The organism is Gemmatimonadota bacterium (assembly GCA_040388535.1).
GTDB lineage: Bacteria > Gemmatimonadota > Gemmatimonadetes > Gemmatimonadales > GWC2-71-9 > Palsa-1233.
The window spans coordinates 114,272-138,486 of sequence record JAZKBR010000002.1; the positions used below are offsets into that span (position 1 = coordinate 114,272).

The 24,215-nt window shown below is 65.0% G+C and carries 21 protein-coding genes and 2 tRNA genes; 4 read left to right on the top strand and 19 right to left on the bottom strand.

Annotation, left to right across the window (positions count from 1 at the left end; translation table 11 throughout):
* Nucleotides 1–2,742: 2,742 nt before the first annotated feature.
* From V4558_04090 to V4558_04105, 4 genes are all read right to left on the bottom strand, one after another.
* Nucleotides 2,743–3,222 (bottom strand): hypothetical protein, encoded by a 480-nt coding sequence (locus V4558_04090; protein MES2304659.1) that lies wholly within the window; start codon nucleotides 3,220–3,222, stop codon nucleotides 2,743–2,745.
* Between the two features lie 244 nt (nucleotides 3,223–3,466).
* Nucleotides 3,467–3,539: transfer RNA gene (locus V4558_04095), tRNA-Gln, on the bottom strand.
* 174 nt (nucleotides 3,540–3,713) lie between these two features.
* Nucleotides 3,714–5,303, bottom strand: a complete 1,590-nt coding sequence (locus tag V4558_04100) for an HD domain-containing phosphohydrolase (GenBank protein MES2304660.1) — start codon at nucleotides 5,301–5,303, stop codon at nucleotides 3,714–3,716.
* A gap of 57 nt (nucleotides 5,304–5,360) precedes the next feature.
* Nucleotides 5,361–5,433: transfer RNA gene (locus V4558_04105), tRNA-Ala, on the bottom strand.
* Between the two features lie 141 nt (nucleotides 5,434–5,574).
* Here V4558_04105 and V4558_04110 point away from each other — a divergent pair.
* On the top strand, nucleotides 5,575–6,960 hold the full coding sequence (locus tag V4558_04110) for a deoxyribodipyrimidine photo-lyase (protein ID MES2304661.1): 1,386 nt from the start codon (nucleotides 5,575–5,577) through the stop codon (nucleotides 6,958–6,960).
* Between the two features lie 25 nt (nucleotides 6,961–6,985).
* Here the strand turns inward: V4558_04110 and V4558_04115 are convergent, their stop codons facing one another.
* The 6 genes from V4558_04115 to V4558_04140 form a co-directional block, all read right to left on the bottom strand.
* Nucleotides 6,986–8,047 (bottom strand): S41 family peptidase, encoded by a 1,062-nt coding sequence (locus tag V4558_04115; GenBank protein MES2304662.1) that lies wholly within the window; start codon nucleotides 8,045–8,047, stop codon nucleotides 6,986–6,988.
* A gap of 186 nt (nucleotides 8,048–8,233) precedes the next feature.
* Nucleotides 8,234–9,148: a ribonuclease Z gene (gene rnz, locus V4558_04120; GenBank protein MES2304663.1), complete on the bottom strand. Its 915-nt coding sequence runs from the start codon at nucleotides 9,146–9,148 to the stop codon at nucleotides 8,234–8,236.
* A complete protein-coding gene (gene folE / locus V4558_04125; protein ID MES2304664.1) occupies nucleotides 9,145–9,702 on the bottom strand; it encodes a GTP cyclohydrolase I FolE in 558 nt (185 codons plus the stop codon). Before folE ends, rnz begins: the two co-directional genes overlap by 4 nt.
* Nucleotides 9,703–9,713: 11 nt before the next feature.
* Entirely contained in the window at nucleotides 9,714–10,589 is an 876-nt protein-coding gene (locus V4558_04130) for an MlaD family protein (GenBank protein ID MES2304665.1), read from the bottom strand.
* A gap of 13 nt (nucleotides 10,590–10,602) precedes the next feature.
* A complete protein-coding gene (locus V4558_04135; GenBank protein ID MES2304666.1) occupies nucleotides 10,603–11,349 on the bottom strand; it encodes an ATP-binding cassette domain-containing protein in 747 nt (248 codons plus the stop codon).
* Nucleotides 11,346–12,134 carry an ABC transporter permease gene (locus tag V4558_04140; GenBank protein ID MES2304667.1) on the bottom strand — a complete coding sequence of 263 codons (789 nt, stop codon included), beginning with the start codon at nucleotides 12,132–12,134 and terminating at the stop codon, nucleotides 11,346–11,348. Before V4558_04140 ends, V4558_04135 begins: the two co-directional genes overlap by 4 nt.
* 51 nt (nucleotides 12,135–12,185) lie before the next feature.
* Between V4558_04140 and V4558_04145 the strand changes: the two genes are divergently transcribed.
* The gene (locus tag V4558_04145; protein ID MES2304668.1) at nucleotides 12,186–12,917 is read left to right on the top strand and encodes an A/G-specific adenine glycosylase; all 732 of its coding nucleotides are present in this window, start codon (nucleotides 12,186–12,188) and stop codon (nucleotides 12,915–12,917) included.
* Here the strand turns inward: V4558_04145 and V4558_04150 are convergent.
* Genes V4558_04150 through V4558_04175 form a run of 6 tightly spaced genes read right to left on the bottom strand, consistent with a single transcriptional unit; the run spans nucleotide 12,854 to nucleotide 18,071 of the window.
* Nucleotides 12,854–14,095, bottom strand: a complete 1,242-nt coding sequence (locus V4558_04150) for an aminotransferase class V-fold PLP-dependent enzyme (GenBank protein MES2304669.1) — start codon at nucleotides 14,093–14,095, stop codon at nucleotides 12,854–12,856. The two genes, V4558_04145 and V4558_04150, sit on opposite strands and share 64 nt — an antisense overlap.
* On the bottom strand, nucleotides 14,092–14,550 hold the full coding sequence (locus V4558_04155) for a hypothetical protein (protein MES2304670.1): 459 nt from the start codon (nucleotides 14,548–14,550) through the stop codon (nucleotides 14,092–14,094). The genes V4558_04150 and V4558_04155 overlap by 4 nt, the downstream gene beginning before the upstream one ends.
* Complete coding sequence (locus V4558_04160; GenBank protein MES2304671.1) at nucleotides 14,547–14,981, bottom strand: DUF2203 domain-containing protein; 435 nt, start codon at nucleotides 14,979–14,981, stop codon at nucleotides 14,547–14,549. Before V4558_04160 ends, V4558_04155 begins: the two co-directional genes overlap by 4 nt.
* Nucleotides 14,978–15,814 carry a patatin-like phospholipase family protein gene (locus V4558_04165; protein ID MES2304672.1) on the bottom strand — a complete coding sequence of 279 codons (837 nt, stop codon included), beginning with the start codon at nucleotides 15,812–15,814 and terminating at the stop codon, nucleotides 14,978–14,980. The genes V4558_04160 and V4558_04165 overlap by 4 nt, the downstream gene beginning before the upstream one ends.
* Nucleotides 15,811–16,278, bottom strand: a complete 468-nt coding sequence (locus tag V4558_04170; GenBank protein ID MES2304673.1) for an acyl-CoA thioesterase — start codon at nucleotides 16,276–16,278, stop codon at nucleotides 15,811–15,813. Before V4558_04170 ends, V4558_04165 begins: the two co-directional genes overlap by 4 nt.
* Nucleotides 16,278–18,071, bottom strand: coding sequence for an NAD+ synthase (locus tag V4558_04175; GenBank protein ID MES2304674.1), 1,794 nt, complete (start codon nucleotides 18,069–18,071; stop codon nucleotides 16,278–16,280). Before V4558_04175 ends, V4558_04170 begins: the two co-directional genes overlap by 1 nt.
* A gap of 58 nt (nucleotides 18,072–18,129) precedes the next feature.
* On the opposite strand from V4558_04175, the gene V4558_04180 reads away from it, so the two are divergent.
* Nucleotides 18,130–18,591, top strand: coding sequence for a sulfur transferase domain-containing protein (locus tag V4558_04180; GenBank protein ID MES2304675.1), 462 nt, complete (start codon nucleotides 18,130–18,132; stop codon nucleotides 18,589–18,591).
* 77 nt (nucleotides 18,592–18,668) lie between these two features.
* Here V4558_04180 and V4558_04185 read toward each other — a convergent pair whose 3' ends face one another.
* Both V4558_04185 and V4558_04190 read right to left on the bottom strand, forming a co-directional pair.
* A complete protein-coding gene (locus V4558_04185) occupies nucleotides 18,669–20,120 on the bottom strand; it encodes a DUF4384 domain-containing protein (GenBank protein MES2304676.1) in 1,452 nt (483 codons plus the stop codon).
* A 163-nt stretch (nucleotides 20,121–20,283) separates the two neighbouring features.
* Nucleotides 20,284–20,703 (bottom strand): nuclear transport factor 2 family protein, encoded by a 420-nt coding sequence (locus V4558_04190; GenBank protein ID MES2304677.1) that lies wholly within the window; start codon nucleotides 20,701–20,703, stop codon nucleotides 20,284–20,286.
* A 54-nt stretch (nucleotides 20,704–20,757) separates the two neighbouring features.
* Between V4558_04190 and V4558_04195 the strand changes: the two genes are divergently transcribed.
* Nucleotides 20,758–21,264, top strand: a complete 507-nt coding sequence (locus tag V4558_04195) for a DinB family protein (protein MES2304678.1) — start codon at nucleotides 20,758–20,760, stop codon at nucleotides 21,262–21,264.
* Here the strand turns inward: V4558_04195 and V4558_04200 are convergent.
* Nucleotides 21,261–24,149 carry a protein kinase gene (locus V4558_04200; GenBank protein MES2304679.1) on the bottom strand — a complete coding sequence of 963 codons (2,889 nt, stop codon included), beginning with the start codon at nucleotides 24,147–24,149 and terminating at the stop codon, nucleotides 21,261–21,263. The genes V4558_04195 and V4558_04200 overlap by 4 nt on opposite strands.
* Nucleotides 24,150–24,215 lie beyond the last annotated feature (66 nt).

Below are 24,215 nucleotides of genomic sequence, written 5' to 3' on the forward strand. Positions count from 1 at the left end.
GACCCTATCGGTAACAGTCGAAGCAGCTCTTCATGCTCGCCTGCGAGTTGCTCTGCCCCCTCAACCAAGTCCTTTACTTTCGATCGCTCTATAGCTGACATCTTATTGGCAGTGCCTCGCAATAGCAGAGGTAGACCTGTTCCTTCACTGTCCTGCGTAGAGCCTAAATTGTCGCTTACGTCGGCCAACCGAGGGCGATCCGTCCATCACCACGCAACTAGGGGCGAATCCGTTGCCCGGTGGGTCGAGTACGTGCAACACGGGATTGAAGGACAAGTCGAACCGCCTCAGTGAGCCGCGCTGATGGCCTACCGGATGATGCTCGACGGACGACTCGCAGACTCACTCCCCCGGCAAGCGTGAAGTCTCGATCCACCGGCTGAGTCAGCTGCAGGGAGAGCACTCCAACTTCCGGGCGGAGGTTCAGGTCCTGCACCACTGTGTCGATGAGCTCTATGAGCTCAGGAGAGGCTCCTCGGCCTATGAAATTGTAGCTCCCTCGCTCACGCCCATCCGTCACTACAATCACCAGGAGCCAGGCTTGACAGAATCCGCGGATTGCGAGGCCATTCGCTTGGCGCGCACCCTTGCGAAGCTCGTGCAACTTGTTTGGTTGTAGGGTGCGAAAAGCCGAGGAAGGAACTAGCACCCGTTTCGCTTCGAGTGCAACCGCCTGCTCCGGCACGTCAACGTCACCTATTAGTGCATCAATGTCGCCTGGCGGACCGCTCTCCAGCTCAATTATTGGGCCCGCGACCTCCAGGCAGACCGTTGCCTCCAAAGGCAATCCTAGCTCGGAGAGGACGTGGCATCGGCCCACGAATTCCGTAAAGATCCATCGCAGAAGCTCGGACTCGGAGATCTTTACAAGAGAGCGCGCCTCCACGATACCTCCGGTGTAGCAGTACTTGGAGTCCCTAACTCACCTCAAGTGTGGCGAAGGGAACCCGATGGAGATTGTGATTGAATAAACGAGGCGACATCTTCGTGACTGTTGGCCAGTCCGGCGACAATGGACTGAATTCGCGTCGCCAGGATGTGCTGGTGCCTCCCCCGCGCAACCCACTCGACCACGATCCCTGCGAGTTTTGGTGCGACCGTCGCCGACAATAGATTCGGGCCGAATCGCCAAACCCCGCTCCCACTCATCCCAAACATGTCAGGCGCAGTGGATCGACCTTCTGGCCCCCAAACTTTTCGCTTTTCGAAGCCAACCATCAGACTAGAATGCGGATTGCGCCTAGCTGCCAGATAGCCCTCACCTCGACTCTCCTTAGCGACAACTTGGTACATAAGGGCGGGCAGTTGATCCCCTCTCCGGAGGCCGCGTTGCTTCGAAACGGGATACCCTGCCAACCCGAAAGCATCCCGCGACAGGACAGGGACCGAGTGGTCCAGCTCGTCCCAAGAAAGGAAGGCTTCATTTGACACCGTGCTCCAGATGTCGCCACTAACCCGAATAGCCGTGACGTCCACGTCATCTTCGTTCGGAAGCGTCGTACCTTCCCTGAAAATCTCGACCCGGGGCCCGGTGAGTGGGGCCAGCATCTCACCTGTTGCGACCGCCACTTGTCGAACTCGCGCGACCCGCGCAACATGAGTCGCCGTAAGCACGAAACGCGTCCCACCTAGGTGAAGAAGGACTCCGCTCCCAAGGGCGTCTGGTCTACCTTGATCATCGGCCTGATAGATCGGGAATGTCGTCGCCACTACGCGGGCGGAGAGCGCAATAGCGTGATCAGCTAGGCGACCCGCGTGAGTTCTTTGATCTTCGTCGCGCCGGCGTTCCGTCACAGGCCTACCCCTGATGTGCAGCCCCGTTGGCGTGGATCGCGCGAGAAGGAAATCGGCAAGCTCAGGCAGCCTCTGAGCCTAGGGCAATTGGACGGAACCTCCGGCTAAGTGCCTCGACCCCACACTCACCGTCAAATCCCATCGCGAGTGGCCATTGGGCGTGTTCGGTCGGGGGCCAGACCCTGAGCAATGTGCTATCCCACGGGCCTGGCTGAACATCTGTAGTTATCTGGCCGATGCGAGCATCGTCCTTAGAGAGCCGCACGCTCATCACCTGGACGGCTAACGTGCCGAACGCGAGCGTCGTCACATACCCCCTAGCGGCTGATTCGTCGCGAGATGGCGCATCGGCCAGGTCAGAGGCCACGCAATGCAGGCTCGGCAGATTTACGCACGTGCCAATCCAGATTCTCGTGAACCGTTCTGGCATCGAGCCAGCTCGGACACCGGCGCGATCCTCGGGTCGATAGAACCAGTCCATATTGTCACGCAGTGCTTCGAAAACCATCGCCGATTTTAGCGACCACCGTCCGAGGATGACCTGATCCTCGACTGTAAGCGCGGACGTACGACTTTCAAGGAGCGACTCGAGTATGGGCTTGGCAAGATTTTCCAACTGGCTCATCCAGCCACTATTACACGAGGCACAGACGAACCGCACCTTGGCAAAGTGACCTGATTGCTTCCAAGAAGGCAGGGCTATCCCTCCGCGCTCTGCATCCACACTCACGCCTTCGTTGGTCACGAACTTTCGTACCAACCAGAGTGGCCAAGCATCTTCCTTTGTCAAGGATCCCGCGCCACAAAACATGCATTTCCGCACTTGGCACCCTCCCTCACCCTTGCACCCGTCCAATCTTGGCACTCTCACCGAGAGCCTTCTGCCCGCCTTGGTCCTGTGTGCGCCACGGCCCTTGGTGGGGAATGGAACATGGGCTCCTCGACGCCCTACGGCTGGATTGTCGTCACGTTCGCGTCATCGGTCCCGTCAGCATTGGTCCACCTGAGATCAACCTTCCTTGCGAGGGTGGAGCTGGTCGCGGTGATGAAGAGGCGATACTCGAATTCGCCGCCAGGTCCGAGCGGAGGAACTTCCTGATCCGGACCAAAATGCTCGTCGTGCTGTAGAATTGGCGTCCCATCAATCAGCACCGCGATGCCTGTTGCCGTCGCCGGACCACGGTTTCTGATGACGAGCCGTGGATGTGCGAAAGCGTCGCCGGGGGCCAGGGCTGCAACTACGAGCGCGATGTCGCTCTCGCGGCGTCGGACGCCTTCTCGGTGGCTTTCCAAGGCAAGCATCCGCTCCTGGAGCAAATTCCCCCGGCGAGCCTCTCTCGATGAAACTCGATTCGACAGGATAGCGACAACAAGCGCTGCAATGCCTGTAATGGCTGCCACAATCGCAATAGCGAGTTCTGCCTTCATTGCTTTGTCCCGTAGCAAGGATGGGCGTTCACCGTGGCTAGAGCCCGGCCGGGACGACCGAGCCCGGGAGGTTCGACGGACCATGAGATACTAGCGAAGGCCGAGCGTCGAACAGGGCAAGCCCACCATTCGCCCTACTCACGAAACCTATCTTCCTTACCCCAACCTTACCCCAAAACGCCGATTGGCCGCCCAGCGCTAATCGCTGAACGGCCAACCTTTTACGGCTCAAACACTTGGGAAATTGCCCCGCCTGGGGTCGAACCAGGAGTCTTCTGCTCCAGAGGCAGACGTGTTGCCAGTTACACCACAGGGCATTGCTACTGGGAGGGATAAGGTAAAAGCGCGCCGGCCGGGTCGCAATGACGCTGGGGAGCCCTCCCCCCAGCCGGCCGGCAGCGCCCTGAGGGCAGAGCCCGAAGGGGCGAAACTCCGGCTCCTTCGACTTCGCGGCCCTTCAGGCCGCTTCGCTCAGGATGACAAGCCTGGCTTCACGCCGCCTCGCTCAGGATGACGTCCCTGGAGGCGAGCCCAGTGAAGGTGGCGGTCACCCCCTCCACCGCCGCCGCGCAGAGGTGCCCCTCCCGGACCAGCTTCTCCAGGATCACGAAGGTCTCATTCAGCGGCATCCCGGCCCGGTAGGGCCGGTCGGCGGAGAGCGCCTCGGTCACGTCGGCGACGGCGATCATCCGGGCCACCGGACCCAGCTCCTCGCCACGGAGGCCGAGGTGATAGCCATCACCGTTGAGCCGTTCGTGGTGCGCGGCCGCGGTCGCGGCGAACTGCCGGAACCGGGTCACCCGCTTGAGAATCTCGAGCGTGAAGCGGGTGTGCTGCTTCATCGTCTCGTACTCCACCGGATCAAGCGCGGATGGCTTGTCGAGAATCGTGTTGCTGACACCGAGCTTCCCGATGTCGTGCAGCAGCGCCGCCCGCTTGAGCGTGCGCAACTCCTTGTCCGCCATCCCCATTGCAGTCGCCGCGGTCACCGCGATGGTCGCGACGTTCTGCGAGTGCTGCGCGGTGTATGGACTCTTCGCGTCAATGACTCGCGCGAACGCTTCGGCCACGGTATCTAGTCTTGCGTCATCGGCGACAATCACTCGCTCTTCTGGTTCGAGCGCGCTGACCGCCTTCAACGTGTCGGTCGTGCGCAGCCGGCCCCAGAAGTCGCTGTCCATCTGGAATGCATCGAGGCAATCGACCAGGACCGGGTCGAACCAGCGGCCGCGACGGGCATGCGCCATCTCGTACGCGGTCCGCACATCGAAGGCGTTCTGGAAGACTTCCACCGTCTGGGCCAGCGAAACAATCCGCCCGAGCATCGGGATACCGGAGCCGCGCAAGCCGAATGGCAGGCCGTTACCATCCCAGTGCTCGTCGAGCGTCCGGATTGCTTCCGAGGTCCCGCGCGGAAGCTGCAGCAGCGTCGCGATGTCGGCGCCTCGTTCGCATCGCTGTTGCATCATCTGGTGGGCGCTGCCCCGCTCGTTCACACCGAGCATCAGCAGATGCCACGCCTTGGCGAGCCTCGACTTCCCCGGCACCGAAAACTTGAAGGCGAGCTTCGCGCGGCCTGAGCCGGCGGTCCAGTCGGTGAGCTTGTGCGCGTGCTTGAGCAACCGGTCATCAGCGCCGAAGAGCGACGTCAGTCGCGCCGCGTTGCTCGAACAGCCGAGGTCCTTGAGCAGCAGCGCATAGTAGAGCGCGCTCTTCTGTTCATCCGTAAGGCCGAGGGTGTCACCGATACGCATCCCAATAAGGGTGCTGCGCACCGAGTGCCCCATCGGCTGCCCTTCGGTCAGGTCGAGCGCAAAGGAGAGCGCACCAACGACCTCCGAGAGTCGCACGCCATCGATCGGCGGATCCTGCTTCAGCGCCTGGACCGACGTCCCCCTGGTGGCCCGGGAATTCGGGAGCACCTGTCGGGGAGTGGTAGCGCCCGCCCGCCCCCCGCCTGACTCCAATGCGGAGTCGGAACGGAGGACGGCGGGCGCCGGGGCCGGATAGGCCACCCTGAGGGTCCGGGGGAACCGGAGGGTGCTGGCCTTCTGGGTCAGGGCAAGGAGTCCGGACGACATGATGGACTGAGGTAGGGGCAAAAAAGATGCCCACACCGGAATCAGTGCGGGCGTCTATGGAGCTGAGGGGGATCGAACCCCTGACCTCTGCTATGCGAAAGCAGCGCTCTCCCAGCTGAGCTACAGCCCCGGGAAGGGGCGAAACAATAGGGTCTGAGGGCATCCGGGGCAAGGGCAATTCGCGGGGTACCGGGGCCGGCCTGCTCACAGATGAGCAGATTCCGAACACCCCTGGCAATCCGGGCAAGCTCGACCGACGTACCTTGGAGCAATGCAACGCTACGCGCCGCTCACCGACGACCGGGTCTGGACCGCCGGGGCCACTCGCCCCCTGCCTGGCCGGGAGTTCGTGCTCTACTGGATGCAGATCACCCAGCGGGCCCACGACAACTTCGCCCTGAATTTCGCCATCGAACGCGCCGACGAGCTCGGGCTCCCGGTGCTGGTCTATCACGGCCTCCGACACGACTACCCCTGGGCCAGCGACCGATTCCACACCTTCATCCTCGAAGGGATGGTCGACCTCCAGCGTGATTTCGCGGCGAAGGGGATTCAGTACGCCTGCTACCTCGATACCCGCACCGCGAGCGATGAGACAGAAGGGCTCTCCCCACTCGTGGCACTTGCTTCGCGGGCCGCGATGGTGGTGACCGACTGGTTCCCGACCTTCCTGATGCCGCGACAGACGAAGGCGCTCCGCACCAGGGTCGACTGTCCCGTCGTGGCCATCGATTCGGCAACCATCATCCCCGCGAAACGACTCGACAAGGCCTTCTCCGGTGCCCGACACATTCGCCCGGTGCTGATGAAGGATCTCGACGACTGGCTTCTACCGCCCGAAAACCCCGAGCCAAAGTACCGCACCACCGTCGCGTTGCCGTTCGTTGCTGCCGCGCCCTCCGATGACTCCATCGCCGCGCTGGTCGCTTCCTGCGCCATCGATCACGACGTACCACCGGCGCTGGGCTGGCGCGGCGGTTCGACCGCGGCACGCGCGCGCCTGAAGTGGTGGGTCAAGAACGGACTGCCGAACTATCTCGAGCGCAACGATCCGAACCTCGACGTCACCTCGAAGATGTCGCCCTGGCTCCACTTCGGGCACATCTCGCCGCATGAGGTGCTCCTGGCCGCAAAGAAGGGAGGGCCGCAGGAGCAGTGGGAGAAATTCCTCGACGAAACGCTCACCTGGCGCGAGCTCGCCTTCAACCTCTGCGCCCGGAATCCGAAGCACCGCACCGTCAACGCAATTCCCGACTGGGCCCGCAAGGAACTCGCCGATCACGAGGACGATCCGCGGACGCTCTATTCGGATTCACAGCTCGAGCACGCCGCCACCGGCGACGAGCTCTGGAACGCCTGCCAGCGCGCCTACCTCCGCGATGGCTGGATGCCGAACTATCTCAGGATGCTCTGGGGAAAGTCGGTGATCGGCTGGAGCAAGGATGCGGCGACTGCACTCCGCATCCTGGAACACCTCAACAACAAGTATTCACTCGACGGTCGCGATCCCAACTCGTACGGCGGCATCCTCTGGTGCTTCGGGAAGTTCGACCGCCCGTTCTACCGCCGCCCCGTCTTCGGGACGGTGCGCTACATGTCGCTCAAGGCCGCGACGACCAAATTCGACGTCAAGAAGTTCATCGCCTCGCAGGTGTAGGGCGCGCGCATGCGCGCGCCTCCGATTAGTTGAGGAGCGTCTCCCCTCGCTCCGCCTTGGCCCGCGCCGCCCGCAGCTCGTTGATCTTCAGGTCGGTCTTCGCGGACTTCTCCAGCGTCTTCAGCGCGTCCAGATACGCGACCTTGAGCGCCTCAGCTCGAGTAGTCGCGATCTCCGGCACGTTCCCCGTCCCCTCCCAATTCCCCTTGGTGATCGGATTGATCGCCCTGCCGCGGGGAATGAAGGCCGAGTAGTGATCCGACAGACGTTCCTGTCCGCCAGGATGCGCACCTCCCCCGGTAGTCTCACCAACTTGCGTCGCCCTCTTCAACGCCTTCAGGTTGCTGGTGTACTCCTCGGCCGCCGAAAAGGTGCGCGAGGAAGTCACCGTGTACACCGGGCCCGTGATCCGGCCGACGGCGAGGTCGGGATCGGTGTAGAACTCGTCGGTGTGATCGGTGGGGCGCCAGTACAGGTCGTTGAGGTGGACCTTTTTCCCCTTGGGAAAGAGCTGCGACGAGAGCAGCGCCACCATATAGGGATCGCCGCCGCCGTTGCTCCGCAGATCGACCAGCAGCGCGTCGACACCGGCGAGCCGCTTCATCACCGCGATGGCCGTGTCGCGGATCTCGCCCTCGGATTGCTGGAAGCCGGTGAACTGGAGCAGGCCGACGTTGCCGGGAAGCACCTTCACATTCACGAAGCCGAAGTGATTCGCCCGGGCCCGCGCCACCTGCTCCTCGCTCGGCTCGCGCCCTGCGTCGCCGTGGAACTCGGGGAGAACATCCATGGAATACGCCACCCGCAGATGCTTGTCGTGCACCAGGGCGTCGAGGTCGCGAGTGAGACGCTGCGCGAAGGCCGGCCCGTTGGCCAGGGAGTCGTAGTCGCCACGCGCCAGGTTCGCGCGCAACGTTGTCGCCATCACCGTGGCCTTCTCGGGAAACACGTAAAGCGTGGTGAGCTGATCGGCGAGAGCGTTGATGGCGGTCTGCTTCTCGGCTGCATCGAGGGCGCCGGGTGCCTGCGCGGCGAGTGCGCTCGCGGTACTCACGATCAGCATCACGGCGATGTTAAGAGTCTTCACAACTTTCTCCAGGAGTTTGCAGAACGAAGAAACCGACGAGCGTGAGGCGTCGTCGGTTTCGAAGTGCGCGCGCGAAATGTTGATTGAGCAAATCAGAGGACCGGAGGCGAGGTCGGGTGGGCCTCGCCATCGAACTCCGCCCCCTCACTGCGTTCAGGGCGACAACGCTTCGCTCAGGGTGACGGCTTACGTGCGGTACGGCACCTCGATAACCATCCCGTCCTTCGCGATCGTTGTCGCCTCGAACACCGCGCGCGCCTCGGCCAGCAGCTCGGGCGCCTCGCGTGAATAGCGAGCAGAGATATGCGTCAGCACCAGCCGCTTCACTCCCGCCTCCATCGCGACGGTCGCGGCTTCTCGCGCGGTCGAGTGCATCGTCTCTCTCGCGCGCGCGCGCTCGTCTTCCCCAAAGGTCGCTTCGTGAATCAGCAGGTCGGCGCCAACCGCGAGGTGCAGCATGGCATCAGTCGGCGCCGAGTCACCGGAGTAGGTCACCCGCCGGCCTGCTCGGGCGGGCCCGACCAGCTCCGCCGGCGTCACGACCCGCCCGCTCTCGAGCGTGACGCTTTCCCCCCTGTGGATCTTGCCCCAGAGGGGCCCCTCGGGAATGCCCAGCGTACGCGCGAGTTCGGGATCGAAGCGACCGAGCCGGTCGTGCTCCACCAGCGCATAGGCGACGCAGTCGCCGCGATGACTCGCCTCGCCGACGTGAAGGTCGTATTCGCCACGTGGCAGCACCTGTCCCGGGGCCACTTCAATGATCTCGACCGGAAACTTCACCTTCTCCATCCCGAGCGCGACCAGCTGGCCGAGATGCTTGTGCGCCCCGCGTGGGCCGTACAGCGTGAGCGGTGCCGTCCGCGCCATCATGCCGAGCGAGCGCAGCAACCCCGGCAGTCCGAGGGTATGATCGGAGTGATAGTGGGAGAAGAAGATATCCGACATCGTGAAGCCGGCACCGTAGCGCATCATCTGTCGCTGAGTCCCTTCGCCGCAGTCGAACAGCAGCAACTCCCCTTCCCGCTGCATCATCAGCCCCGAGACGTTGCGCTCCGTGGTCGGCAGCGCCGCGCTGGTGCCGAGGAAGGTCACCTGGATCATCGGGTCGCGTGCACCAGTCGGAGGAACTCCTCGCGGGTTCGCGGATCGTCGAGAAACGCGCCGCGCATCGCCGATGTCACGGTCTGGGAGCCCTGCTTCTGGACGCCCCGCATCATCATGCAGAAGTGAGCCGCCTCCAGCACCACCCCCACACCGCGCGGTTCCAGTTCGGCCGACAGGGCGTCGGCAATCTGGTCGGTCATCCGTTCCTGCACCTGCAACCGCCGGGCGAAGACATCGACCACGCGCGCCATCTTCGAGAGGCCGACAATCCGGCCGCTCGGGATGTAGGCCACGTGCGCCTTCCCGAAGAATGGGAGCATGTGATGTTCGCACATCGAGTAGAACTCGATGTCGCGCACGACCACCATGTTGTGGTGGGTTTCCTCGAACAGCGCTTCGCCGATCACCCCGGCCGCACTCTGCTCGTAACCCTGGGTCAGAAAGCGCAACGACTTCTCGACTCGCTCCGGCGTCTTCTGCAGGCCGTCACGGTCGGGATCTTCGCCGACCGCCTTGAGGATGGCGCGGATCTGGTCCTGGAACTCGGTCACGCAGTCTCTCCTCAGAAGAGCTTGACAGTCACCCCGATCTTGCCGGGATTCTTCTTGAGCTCGTCGATCAGCCCGTTGGTGGCCTGCAGGGTTTTCCGGAGATCAACATACAACCCCGAGTCCGACGCCAGCTTGCCCAGGGTTCCGTCGCCCCGCTGAATCTTCGCCAGCAGCGAGTCCATCCGGGTCGAGGTCGCAGCCAGACGGTCGGCAAGCGCCCCGGTCGAGCGCATCGTGGAATCGAGCCGGGTCTGGAGCGACTTGGCGTCGAGTTGCTGCAGCGTGGTGTCGAGCCGTGCCGACGTCTGCTGCAACGACCGCATCGTGCTGTTAACCTCGGCCGTGGGGCCGCCCTTCTGGTCGCTCAGGTAGCGGAGCAGCTTGTCTGTCGTGGTCAGGGTATGGCGCAAGTCGATCACCAGCCCCGTGTCGAGCATCCGGTTGAGTGAAGTCAGCGTCTGCGACGCCTGGTCGGCAATCACGGCGCCCTTGTCGAAGATCCCCTTCTCGACCGTGCCGATGATCGTCGCACCCTTCGCCAGCGGTTCGCCGGTCCCGGGGTCGAAGTTCACGATCACGTCGCCGAGCATCCCGACGCTGCCGATCGAGGCCTTGGCATTCTTCGCCGGCACGATCTTCTCCGAGAAGATGATGCCGATGCGCACCTTGCCGACACCCTCGAAGGTGATCCCGTCGACCCGGCCAACTGGTGCACCGGAGATGCGCACCGGCGCGCCATCCTTGAGGTTGCCGATGTTGTCGAACAGCACCATGACATCGGGGCTCTTGATGCTCTTGTTGCGCAGGAACATCCCGCCACCCACGAACGCGAGCGCGCCCAGGATCACGAGCAGTCCGACGGCGGCTTCCTTCTGATATGAATTCATCGGTCAGTCCCGGTCAGATGGGCTCATTGTCGAAGTCGCGTTCGAGGAACGCTCTGACTTCTGGTACGGTCGAATCACGGAATTCTTCCGGTGTGCCGATCGCGACGATCTTTCCCTGCGTCAGCAGCGCGATCCGGTCAGCCGTGCGGAAGGCACCCCGGACGTCGTGGGTCACCATGATCGAGGTCACACCAAGCTCGGTATCGAGCCGCTTGATCATCGTGTCGATCACATCCGAGTTCACCGGATCAAGCCCCGAGGTCGGCTCGTCATAGAGCAGGTACTTCGGCTTCCCCGCGATCGCCCGGGCGATCCCGACCCGCTTGCGCATCCCGCCCGAGAGTTCTGACGGCATCTTCCGAGCGGTTTCAGGCACCAGGTTCACGATCTTGAGGCATTCCCCCACCCGCTTCTCGACGAACTCGGTGTCGTTGAACTGTGCCGGGTCGGTCAGGCCGAGCCGGATATTCTCGTGCACGTTCATCGAGTCGAAGAGCGCGCCATTCTGGAAGACGTAGCCGATGGTCGAACGCAGCGCCGCCAGCTCCTTGCGCTTGAGCTTGGCCACATACAGCCCGTCGACAATCACTTCACCCCGGTCGGGCCGCAGCAGCCCGATGATATGCTTGAGCAGCACGCTCTTGCCGGTGCCCGACGGCCCGAGGAGCGCCAGGGTCTCGCCTTCATTGACGGTAAGCGTGACGCCGTCGAGGACGACCTGGGCGCCGAAGCGTTTGGCGACATCGCGGAGTTCGATCATGCCTTGAGCAACAGCTTTGCGAGCACAGTGTCGAGCAGCAGGATCAGGACCGACGAAGTCACCACGGCCCCGGTCGCGGCCTTGCCAACGCCCTCCGCTCCCTGCTTGGTGGTGTAGCCCCGGTAGCAGGAAATGAGCGAGATCGCCGCGGCAAAGAAGAACGCCTTGGTCACCGAATACGTCGCATCAAAGGGGCGCCAGAAGATCCGGGCACCGTAGATGAAATCCTGGTCGGTAATCGGCAGCGCCTGCTTGGCGGCAAGCCAGCCGGCGAGCACCGCCACCACATCGGCGAAGATCACCAGGACCGGGATCATCAGCAGGCACGCCATCACCCGCGGGATCAGCAGGTGACTCGCCGGTGAACGACCGAGCGATTCGAGAGCATCGATCTGTTCGGTCACCCGCATCGTGCCAAGTTCGGCAGCATACGACGCACCGATCCGGCCCGCGAGGATCAGCCCGACGAGCACCGGACCGAGCTCCAGCACCACCGACTCGGTGACCAGCGAACCGACCACGTAGATCGGAATGTTGCCGGTGAACTGATATCCCGCCTGCAGCGCCGTCACCGCCCCGGCGAACGACGAGATCAGCAGCACGATGAAGAGCGAGCCCATGCCGATGCTCCACGCCTCGTCAAAGGCCCGCGGCACCCAGATCCGCCATTCGGTCAGCCCGCGGACGAGCTCGACCATGAGCGCGGCGAAGCGGCCGACCGCAGCCAGCGCGTCAAGCACGGCCCGGCCGGCGCTATGCTGAACGCGCGCAACGAGGGAACTCACCGGCTTGCGACTCCTCGACCGTGGATCATCACACCTCTATCTTGTGCTCCAGTGAACCTCAAGTCTATCCCTGCCATCGCCGAGCAACGCATCCGGGTCAAGCGGCGCCTGCTGACCTGGTTCCGGCGCCACGGCCGTGACCTGCCCTGGCGTCGGACGCGCGACCCCTATCAGATCCTGGTGTCTGAAGTCATGCTCCAGCAGACGCAGGTGTCGCGGGTCGAGGGATACTGGGCCCGCTTCCTCGAACGCTTTCCGACCATCCACCATCTCGCCGAGGCACCGCCGCGCCGGGTGCAGGAATCGTGGGCCGGGCTCGGCTATTACCGCCGTGCCACCAACCTCCACCTGCTTGCCCGCGAGGTGGTGACGCACCACGGCGGAGAATTGCCACGCGACGTCACGGCACTCCGGGCGCTCCCGGGGGTCGGTGCCTACACCGCAGGTGCGGTCGCCTCGTTCGCCTATGAGCTCCCCGAACCTGCTGTCGACACCAATGTCGCGCGGGTATTACGCCGGATCTTTCACCCCCGACTCCCTCCCGGCGCGAAGGGTGAGAAGCAACTCTGGGCCACCGCGAGCACCCTCGTGTCGCGGCGCGGACTCACGACCTGGACCATCAATCAGGCGCTGATGGAACTCGGCGCCCTGATCTGCACCGCCCGCGTGAAGCACTGCGACCGCTGCCCGGTGCGCGACCTCTGTCGCACCGGCGCCGTTCAGCTGCGTGGCGCGACCCGCAAGAGTGCCACGGTCCGGTCGAGGTCACGCGGCAGGACGTAGATGTGCGAACTCAGGCGCAGATATTCGTAGCCGTACTCTGCGATCCGTCGTGTCCGGATCCGCTCCCGCCCAAGGTACCCTTGCAGTTGTTCCGCACTGATGCCATCCATCGTGAACGACACCATCGGCGATCGCATCGCCGCCGCGCGCGGCGAGAGCAGCTTCACGCGCGGATTCTCCCGCAGCGCGTCGAAGAGATGCGTGCCGAGACGACGAATGCGCTGCTCGATCGCCGTCGAGCCGATGGCATTTTGGAAGGCCACTGCCGCCCGCATTCCGGCGACGAGTGAGTCATTGCTGGTACCGACATGTTCGAAGCGCGCGATCAGGTCGCTGTTCCAGTCGCCCGAGCCGATCAGCGGCCAGGTGCTCTTGATGCGGTCGGGATGCACCACCAGCAGGCCAGTGCCCTTGGGCGCCAGCAACCACTTGTGCGTCGAGGTGCAGTAGTAGTCGGCATTGAGCGCCTGCAGGTTGTTCACCAGCATGCCGGGCGGATGTGCGGCGTCAATGACACTCACAATGCCTCGCGCTCGCGCCCATCGCACCAGCTCGGCCGCAGGCTGGATCATGCCGGTCGTGAACAGGACCTGCGAGATCATCACCACCCTGGTGCGCGGCGTCACTTCGCGCTGCCACGCCGCGAGCAACTCGCCCTCGTCTTTGGGATCGAGCGGCGGCGTGAACTGACGGAAGACCACACCGCGCCGCTTCGCCAGCAGATCCCACGCGCACCGGCCACCAATGTGTTCATGCGTCGTTGCCAGCACCTCATCACCCGCGGCGAGTTCGAGGCCGTTGGCCACCACATTCATCGCTTCGGTGGTGTTGCGGACGATCGCCACACTGCCGGGCCACGCGCCGAGAAAACTCTCCAGCTCTGCGTGCACGGCCTTCACGTCGACCGCTTCCTGGCCGATCATCCGCTCGAACGCGCGCATATGATGGATGGTGGCGTCGAGCACCGGCAGCGGGCAGGCGCCGTAGGTCCCGGTGTTGAGATGGGTCCCTTCGATCACGAACTCGGCGGCAATCCGCTCCCACGCCGGCTCGTCGTCTGGCGCTGGGCCGTGCGGCAGCGCCGAGGTCGTGCGCGGCGGCAGCGTCGCGTGGGCCAGACCGGAGAAGCCCGGAAGCGCGGCGGCCAGCGCGAGCAGGTCGCGGCGCGAGATCGTCATCCGGTGCGGTAGAGGGCGCCGGCGACCAGCGCGAGGAAGGAGAAGATCCCGCCGATCATCCCGGTGATCCGAAGCCGGGTGCGCGCCGCATCGAATGCGGCCGCCGTGTCGCCGAGCGGCTCGAGCCTCGAGAGGCGACCGGCCGCGGGCATGGCACCGAGCAGTGTGACCAGCGCGCCGAGCAGACCCATCCCCTGCATCATGCCGAGCCACGGCACCGACTGTCCGGAGAGGGCACCGTACATCCGCAGCGTGAGGACCACTCCGGAAGCGACCGTGAGCAGCGATCCTGGCGCCACCAGCCAGCGATAGAGCGCCGCCTGCACATCGGCCACACCACCCCAGAGCGAGCGATCGAGCCGGTTCATCGTGATCCCGGCCATCATCACGCCGAGTCCACCGCCGAGCCACGCGACGAAGGCCAGGAAGTGCACCAGCCGCCAGGTGCCGCTCATCGGGCCACCGCATCGAAGCTTGCATCAATCAGCTGCCGGCCATCGACGCCACCGGTGATCTCGTGCCAGTACTCCACCCGCTCCTCGCCCGCACGCCAGCAGAGGTAGACCAGTCGGTCGTCGTGCATGGTGGGGAAGTCGACCAGGCCGGCCTCGAAGTCCTTGAAATGGCAGCCGATCTGCGTCAACTCGTCGAGGCACGACTCGATCTCGCCGGCGAGCCGACCCGCGGCGAGACGCTGCTCGCGAGCCGAGTCGGTTTCGCCATCGGCAGTCACGTCGGCCTGGGCGAGTTCGTAGGCGGCCACGGCGGCCCGCCACCGCGGATGCAGGTCGATCAGGTCCTGCACGATCCGCCGCACCAGGGGGAGCGTCGCGTTCGCCTGGTCGACAGAGAATTGGCGGACATCAACGGTAGCAGTCTCGGTCATGCACCCTCCTGCAGGTCAGCCAGTGCCTTCTGCATCGACAGGTAACCCGCTTCGGCATACTCGGGGATCTTTTCCATCGCGAAAGTAGCCGCCCGGTCGCTGATCGGGCGCAACCAGATCAACGGCGGGGCGCCCGGGTCGAGTTCCCAGTGTTCGCGCATCAGCTCGGTCGAACCAGCCATCAGCCAGCCGATCGCGGTGTCTGCCGCGGCAACAAATGGCGGAGGCACCTGCACTGGCGCCCCTTGCTCGTCGAACGCGGGGCCAACATGAATCGCAATCACGAAATCACACGCAATGCTACGGGCCTGACGCAGCGGGACCACGGCGCGCAGCCCCCCGTCATAGAACTCCCGACCGTTCACCGGCGCTGCAGCAAAATAAGGCGGCAGGGCGCAGGTAGCGACGAGTACATCGAGAATCGGCGCATCCTCGCCGCCCGTTCCGAACGCCACTTCCCTGCCACTCTTCACTTCCGTCGCGGTGACCGTCACCGGGGTCGTCAACTCCGCAAATCGTTGCACCGGAATGATACGCCGGATCGCCTCGCGCAGAGGCCCGGTCTTGAGCAGCGCGCGGGCCCAGATCCCCTTGAAGAGCTGTAGCCGCTCCGGCGCGATCACGTCGTGCTGCTTCACCCGGGCGAAGCGATCGAGAATCGCGGCTGGCTCCTCCCCACTCGCCAGTGCGACGGCAATCACGCCCCCCATCGACGTGCCGACGAAATGCACCGGACGGATCCCTGCCTCGTAGAGCGCCCGCGCCGCGCCGAGATGCGCCGCCGCCTTCGCGCCGCCCCCGCTCAGCACCAGCACGACCCGGGGCGCGTTCACTTCTTCTTGTGATGTTCGCGGTATTGCTCGGCCGCCGTGTAGCGCGCCTGCTCTTCTTCGGTCCCCGGAATCAGCCGCGGCACCTGCTTTGGCCGACCGTAGTCATCGATCGCCACGAACACCACGTGCGCGGTGTGGGTGTTGTGTCGCTCACCGGTGCTTGGCTTCTCGGCGAACACCTCGACCGTGATGTCCATCGACGACTTGCCCACGAAGTCCACGGTCGCGCAGCAGGTCACCAGCGATCCGATTGGAATCCGTTCCCTGAAGTCCATCGTGTGAATCGAGGCAGTGACGCAGCGGCCTCCGGCGTGGCGAATCGCCGCGATGGCGGCCGCCTGGTCGACCAGCGCGAGCAGGTTCCCGCCGAAGAGGTCGCCGAGCAGGTTCGACATGTGCGGCATCACCAGCGTGGAAATCTCGCCACGCGAGTACGACATCGGACGACTTTCGGGAAGCGACATCAATAGTCCACGGGCCGGAGGTAATACTCGCCAATCGCGGTCTGACTCAGCATCGCCACACTCGGCAGCTTGCGCTTCCAGTGCGTCGTGTCGAGCCGCTTGCGGACAAGAGTGATTTCCGCCTGGGAGAAGCCGCCCGCAACAATCGCCTGCTCGGCGTGCCCCTGCAGCAGCAGATCCAGGATAGCATCGGCGTGAGCATACGAGATGCCGAAATCGGACTCGTCGGTCTGCCCCTGCACCAGGTCGGCGCTCGCCGGCTTGTCGATGATCTCGGTCGGGACATCAAGGTGACGGGCCAGTTCCCAGACCTGGGTCTTGAACAGGTCGCCGAGCGGATTCACCGGGGGCGCATCGTCGGCGTGCCAGGTGAAATAGCCGAGCAGGCGCTCGCTCTTGTTGCCGGTGCCGAGCGGGAGCGCCGCATATGCCGCACTCAGGTCGAACAGTGTGAGCATCCGCGTCCGGGCCATCACGTTGCCGAGACGGGCTGGTGTGGGTGTGGATCCGCACGCTGCGGCGTACCCGTCAACTGCCGCAGAGATCTCGACCGTCCGCTCGGTGATGCCGAGCGATTCGACGACGAGTCGCGCGTGCGCCAGCGAATCCGGACTCGAAGTTCGGTAGGGCATCCGCACGGCGATCACATTTTCCGGTCCGAACGCCTGGGCTGCAAGTGTGGCGACGACGGCGGAGTCGACGCCTCCGGAGAGTCCGACGATCACCTTGCTGAAGCCGCGCCGACGCGAGACCTCGTCGCGCAGGAATCCGGTCAGCCAGCGACGGGTCAGTTCCGGATCGATGGCGAGACGAGAACGCGGCGCCGGGGCCGCCAGCCGGCTCTTCGATGAGGCGGCAGGCGCAATGCTCGCTGGCACCGCCGTCTCGGGTCGACCGGTGAGCGACTGCTTCCGGGCGCGGTCAAGTTCCTCGATCATGTGCGGCAGCCGCTGTTCGAGATCGGCCAGCAACGGCGACCCCGCCCGCTCTCGCGCGATCTCCTCGAGGTCGATGGTGTGCTGCACCACCGCGTCTTCGAACAGCGGCGCCCGAACCAGCGTATCGCCACTCGGCCCGGCCATCACCGAGCCACCAGGAAAATTCTTGCCGCCCTCGAAGCCGACCAACTGGGTCAGCGTGACGTAGACGCCATGCTCACCGGCGATGTCGCGCGCGAGTCGCTCCCAACGTGCCAGTGACCCAGGTTGCCCCGGTTGAATTTCGTCGGGGGCGATTCCGCGCGCCGGGCTCGCTGCGACCACGGCGATCAGCTGCGCTCCGTCCACGGCGGCGATCGTTCCGGTGATCGCGTGCCAGGCATCCTCGCACACGAGCATGGCCGCGCGACCGAAGCGGGTGTTGAACGCGCGAACTTCGCGCCCGGCCTCGACGAATCGCTCTTCGTCGAAGACACCGTAGGTCGGCAGGAAAATCTTGCGATGGATGTGACGAACCCCGGCGTCGTCGCCACCGAGTGCAATCCAGATCGCCGAGTTGTGGAGCCGGTCGTTCCAGCGTTCGTAGAACCCGAGGGTGATCTCCACCGGTGGTGTCCCGGCCCGCGCGTGCCGCGCAGAGAGCTCCGCAAAGAGCGCCTCGGCGGTCAGGGCGTGCTCCCGCACCCCGCCTTCGAGGAAGTAACCGGTGAGAATCGTTTCGGGCAGGCAGATGAGGTCCGGCGGTGCCGGCGACGCGGCAAAGGTCCGGAAGAGCTCCTCGATCCGGTCGAGATTCGCGCTCGGCGACCCCTTGGTCGGCCGGAATGAACAGAGCGCCACGGTGATCGCAGACATGCTCAAAGATACCCCGTGGAGGACGTATATTGCCGCGTCACCTATCGCGAGAACTCCGATGTCCCTGCTCAACGCCCTCGCCGGCGCAACCAACGCCTCTCAACCCCTCCCCTGGCTCGCCACCGCCGGACAGCCGAGCGCGGAGCAATTCGCGGCGGCCCGGGAGGCCGGGGTCCAGGTCGTCATCGACCTGCGGGATCCGATGGAACAGCGCCCCTTCGATGAGCCGGCCACACTTCGTGCGCTCGGTATCGAGTACATCAACATTCCGGTCTCGTCCGGGGCCCTGAGCACCGCGACGCTCGAAAAGATTCTGGCAGCGTTGCGTGCGCACGCAGGCACGCCCACGATCCTGCATTGCGCCAGTGCGAACCGGGTCGGTGGCGCCCTGCTTCCCTACTTCATTCTCGACGAAGGAATGAGTGAGCAGGATGGCATCGACGCGGCGATGCGCGTCGGTCTGCGGAGCGCGGAGTTCATGGCATGGGGCAGCGACTATGCCCGGAGCAAGCAGGGATAGCCCGGTCAGCACGCTCGAAATACGAAGGGCTCCGCCAACCGGCGGAGCCCTTCGTTTCTGCGGATGTCGCGGTGCGATCAGGGCCGGCGACGTGCCCGGTCGCCACCGCTCGACGGAGTGGCCGGCGCCGCGGGTGGCGGAGCCGACGGCCGCTCGACCCGCGGCGGTGCCGACTGCTGTGGCGGCGGCGAGGCGCGCTCGGTCCGGGCCGGCTCACGATACACCGGGCGCTCGCTCGAACTGGAACGATCGGGCCGGCTGCGATCGGCTGGCGCTTCTTCCCGGCGCGGCTCGCGGAAGATTGGCTGCGGCGCCTCGAACTGACGCCGCTCGACGGCGGGCTCGAACACGCGCGGCGTCAGGTCTGCCGACATCTCCGGCCGACGGCGGGCCCGATCCGACCCACTGCTGCCGGATCTCGGTGGCGGGGCCGAGCTGCCGGGGCGGCTCGACGGCGGCGGCGAAGACTGCGGTGGCGACTCACGCCGATCGCTGCCCGACGCCGGACGGCTGCGCGGGGCATCATCGTTACGCTGCCGCCCGCGCGTGTCGTAACTGCCTCGATCGACGCCGCCGTTGCTGCCACTGCCACCGGGCCGCGATTCCGGCCGCATCCCACGCGTCAGGTCGGGCGCGAAGAGCCCGGCGGCGTTGATGGGCTGGCGCGAACGCGCCCGCACGCCGTAAGGAGAATTCGGCGTTACCGGCCGGGGCAGGTTCACCACGGTGATGGGGCGGTACTGCCCGGGATAGTTCCAGCGGGAGCCGTAGTAGGGGTACCCGTAGTAGCCGAAATACGAATCGTACGCGTACGGGTCGTAGCCCCACGGGTTGTACGACCAGGGATCGCCGTAGGCCGGGTAGCCGTACCAGTTGTTGTAGCGCGAGCCGAACGAAATTCCGATCGACGTCCCGCGGCCGTAGCCCCAGCCGCAGGAGAGGCAGCTCCAGTAGGGATCGTAATTCGGATCGTAGCTGCGACCACCGCCCGCCACGATCACCCGCGTTTCGTGCACGCGATAGCTGGTGACATCGTAGTCGAAGCGGCCGTTGTCGCCCATCCGCCGGACGATCGCGCCGAGGTCGGCCTCGGGGTCGCTGTCCTGATCACGAAGTCGCAATGCGTCGTAATCCCAGTGATCGTTGACGGCGTAGGGCCCGAAGGCGAGCGGCTGGCGCGAGAGCGCGGCGTAGATGATGCCGCTGCCGCCCCGGTCATCGGCGAGGAAGGTCTCGCGCTCGCCCCGGCCGCGCAGTTCGTAGCGCTTGCCGCCGCGGACAAACGGGTCGAGATCGGGATCGAGCGGGAAGAGAACCCGGATCCGACCGTCGCCGTCGACCCGGAAGACGACCAGATAGCCGTCCTGGCTGGGCTCGACCTGGACACGCACCCGATCACCGGGGGCGTAATCGCCGCCGTTGAGGGTGATGCGAACCGTGGCTTGCGAGATGGGTTGTACGACGGGGCTGCCGGCGGTCCCAACGGGACCCGGGGCGGCAGCCAGAAGTGCGGCGAGCAGCGTCAGCATAAGAACCTCCACCAACGACGGACCTGGGACAGTGCTGGATGGCCGGGAGAGCTACCAGTTCCGTGCCAGACAAACGACGTTGTCCTGCAACGACTTAGCACTCATGACGACGGCCTGGTGTCCCCAGAACCGGACACCCAACGACACGCTTTGGGACGCTTCTTCAGGGAAGAGAGGTGTCTCGCCCGCCATTCCACCGATGCCAGTACATCCGCAGCTCGGTGATCTTGGCGCCGTCAGTCTCGGCAAAGAAGGCGCCGCGCGCCTCCACCCAGTCACCGGTTTTCCTGCGCCGGAACACCAGCTTGAACTCGGTCGAAATCCAGGGCCCTGCCAGAAATACTTCGCCGGTGGTGAAGACGGTTTCGGACTGATGGTAGGGGATGTCCGAGGCCCAGCTGCGGATCGCCTCGATCCCGGTGAGCGGCGTCGAGAACGGGGTCTCGATCAGCACGGCCCCCTCGGCAAACACCCCGAGCATCTGGTCGGTCCGCCCCCGGCTCCACCCCGTGGCAAACGCGTCGACGAGTTCGCGGGCCACGACCCGCATGACGGCGATATCAGGCATCGAATCGGTGCTCATCACTGGAACCTACACCCGCGCGGCTACATTCGAAGGACTCGCCCCGGAGGACGGATGTCGCTGACCGACCGGCCCGCTGTGGTCGCTGCACTCGAAGCCAATCTGCGCCATATCGAACGGGTGGTCGCTCACGCCGACCCTGCAACGTCGGCCCTGCGTCCCACACCCGATGAGTGGTCGGTCCTCGAGATCCTGGAGCACCTCACCGTGGTCGAGCGCGCGGTGCACAAGGCGATCACCACAGCGGCCGGAGAGGCACCCGGCGAGTTGCGGACCCGCCAGAAGGATGCGATGGTCGCCGGTCTCGCGAGTTACCCCGCCGCCGTCAGCGCGCCCGAAATGGTCCATCCGAAGGGCCGCTACGAGAGTCTCGCCGACGCGCTGCGCATCTTCCGCGAGCGCCGCAATACCACGCTCGACCTCGCCCGTTCGCTCGACGTGGCCTGGGATGCGCATCACTTCGCGCACCCCCTGCTTGGGCGGATCGATCTTGGGCAATGGTTCCTGATGGCCGCGACGCACGGCGAGCGTCACGCGGTGCAGATCGAGCAGCGACGCTAGGTCCTGCTCTTGGCACCTTCGGCCGTGAGCCGCTGCAGTGCTTCCTTCGCTTCCCGCTGACGACTCACATAGTTGGAATCAGGGTGATTCCAGAGTCGCACGAATTGCCCATACGACGCCAGGGCCTCCTCGCGCTGGCCATCAGCTTCGTAGGCCTTGCCGAGATAATACATCGTGATCGGCATCAGTTCGGGCGAGAGTTCGAAGCCGTACCGCAGCCGCTCGATTCCCTGCTTGCGCGTCGCCGGGCGCGACGAGAGCAACAAGGCATACCGGAGCTGCACCGGTGTCGTGAAGCCGGTGATCGCGAGTCCGCCGGCGACCCGCAGCCCCGAATCTGCGCGTGCCATCCCGCGGACGGTATCACCCTGACTCACCATCCGGATACCATCCAGCGCGATGAGTGCGCCACGCAACCAGTACGGCATCGTGTCGCTCGCCGCCGCGAGGGTCTGCTGAATCAGAGTTCCCGCGCGCGCGGGCTGTCCGCGGTCGAACGCGAGCATCGCCTTGATGAAATTGACGTACATGTTGGGCGGTGCCGCGGCGAGACTGGTCTCGAGTCGCTGTAGCAGCAGGCTGTCAGCGTAGCCACCGTAGAACGGTGTCATCGAAAGCGTCGAAGCGGTCTGCATCTCGCCGGCAGCGCGCAAGGAATCCACGATCCCCTTCGCACCTGACGGCCGCCCCACCGAGGAACTCAGCAGCGCTTCAAGGCCGACAAATTGCAACTTCAGGCCACCATTGGCTGGCGTCGAGGCAATCGCCTTCCCCAGCTTGGCGAGTGAATCACCGGTGGAGCGGGTATCGCGAATCACGGAATTCAGTGCGGCACGGGCGAGACCCGAACCCGACACCGGCCCCTGGACGATCCGCGCGAAGGCACTGCCATCGCCCGCCATGATCGCCTGCGCCGCCTCGACCTGATCGATCTCGGCCTTCGCGCCGGCAAGCTTGAAGACGGCCGCGTAGCGCCGGATCGCGGCGGTATCGCGCTGGCCCAGGGCGAGTTCCATCGGATGGATGGCAGCGGGTGTCAGCGAGGAGTCGAGCTCGAGTACGTGATCGAACGGAGCCCGCAGCTTGGCCGGCGGCATTGGGGCGTAGCCGTTGGCGTGATACTGCGACTCCCCGAGCAGGTACCACGCATCGGCGTCATTCGGGAACTTCTGCAGATATCCGCGCATCGAATCTGCGGCCGACGGATCGCCCTGCTGGAAGAGCGAATACGCGCCCAGGATCGTGCGGAGTCGTGGCGAGAGTGTGGTCGAGTACTTCACGGCGTTGGCCGAGGCCTTCATCGCCGCGGGCGAGAGATAGTTGCCGGTCCAGCCGAGGGTATTCGCGAGGCGATACCAGGCGAGGGCGAAGGTCGAGTCGGCGGCCACGGCAGCTTCGAACGCGATCTGCGCCGAGTCCCACTGGCCGCGCCGGTGGAACCACTCGCCCTTGAGGTAGTCACGAATCGCTGGCATCGACGCGGAGACGATGCCGCTGGAATTCGCCGACGGCATCGGCTCCTTGGAGCGCCAGATGTCCTGCAGCACCTTGAGCGCGAGACGATCGGCCAGCACCAGAATCGAGTCGGACGGACCATCCAGCGTGGCCTGGGCGAGTGACTTCCCCTGCATATCGAAGAGTTCGGCCGTGAGCCGTGCGGTGTTGCCCGTGGCGACCACGGTGCCCGTGAGCACCGAGGCAGCTTTCACACTGCGACCGACTGCCAGCGCATCTTCGCGGGCACCATCACCGTTCTTCACCCGGCGGCGCCACTCGCGCAAGACCGTGCGCGGTTCGATGGCGTGAATCCCGCCGACTCCCTCGAAGTTGCTCGAGAGGAGATCAACCATTCCTTCGCCGAGCCCGGCAGCAGCAGCGCCGCTGGTGGAAAACGGCATCACCGCGATGGTCTCGGCACCCGAGACGACAATCGCGGCCGGCTTCGCGAAGAAGACCACCCAGAGCCCTGCTGCGACCGCGACCAGCGCCGGAAGCACGATCGCGAGTCGCTTCCAGCGACGGCTCTCGCGGGTCGCGGCAGCCGCACCGGTGCTCTCCTGGGCCACCGCTTCCGCAAACGCCGTGATGCTGGGGAAGCGCTTCGCCGGGTCAGTATCGAGCGCACGCTGCGTGGCGAGGTCAACCTCGGGCGGCGTTTCGCGCATCACGGCAGCGAGCCGCGGGCGCGGCCCCGTGAGCATCGAAGTAAGCATCGCCTGCATCGACGGCCCGGAGAACGCCTGCTTGCCCGTGACCATCTCGTAGAACACGCAGGCGAGGGCGTACTGATCGCTACGCGCGTCAACCTTGTCTGCCGTGGCCTGCTCTGGGCTCATGTACGCTGGCGTGCCGATCGCCATTCCGGAGCCGGTGATGTTGCCATCAGCGCGCGACGCATCGACCGCGCGCGCGATCCCGAAATCGGTAACGACCGCGTGACCACCCGACAGCATGATGTTCTCGGGCTTGACGTCGCGGTGCACGATCCCCTGCGCGTGCGCATAGGCGAGTCCGCTGGCAGCCTCGCCGACGATCACAGCAGCGCGGGCCAGCGGCACCCGACCGCTCCGCGTGAGCAGGTCACGTAGCGACTCGCCTTCGACGAACGGCATCACATAGTAGAGCAGGCCGTCGGCGGCGCCGGAGTCGTACACCGGCACGATGTGCGGGTGCTGCAGCCGTGCGGCCATCTCGATTTCGCGGAGGAAGCGTTCGGCGCCGAGAGTTGCGGAGAGTTCGGGGCGGAGGACCTTGATCGCCACCTGGCGGTGGTGCTTCAGGTCTTCCGCAAGGAAGACCGTGGCCATGCCACCTTCACCGACCTGGCGTTCGACCGCATAGGTCTCGCGCAGCGCCGTACGCAGACGCTCGAGGATATCGGACATTGCCGGGTCGGTGTCCTGAGTGGGGAGTGACTGGAAACTAAGCCATCCGGCGCCTGCGGTAAGCGG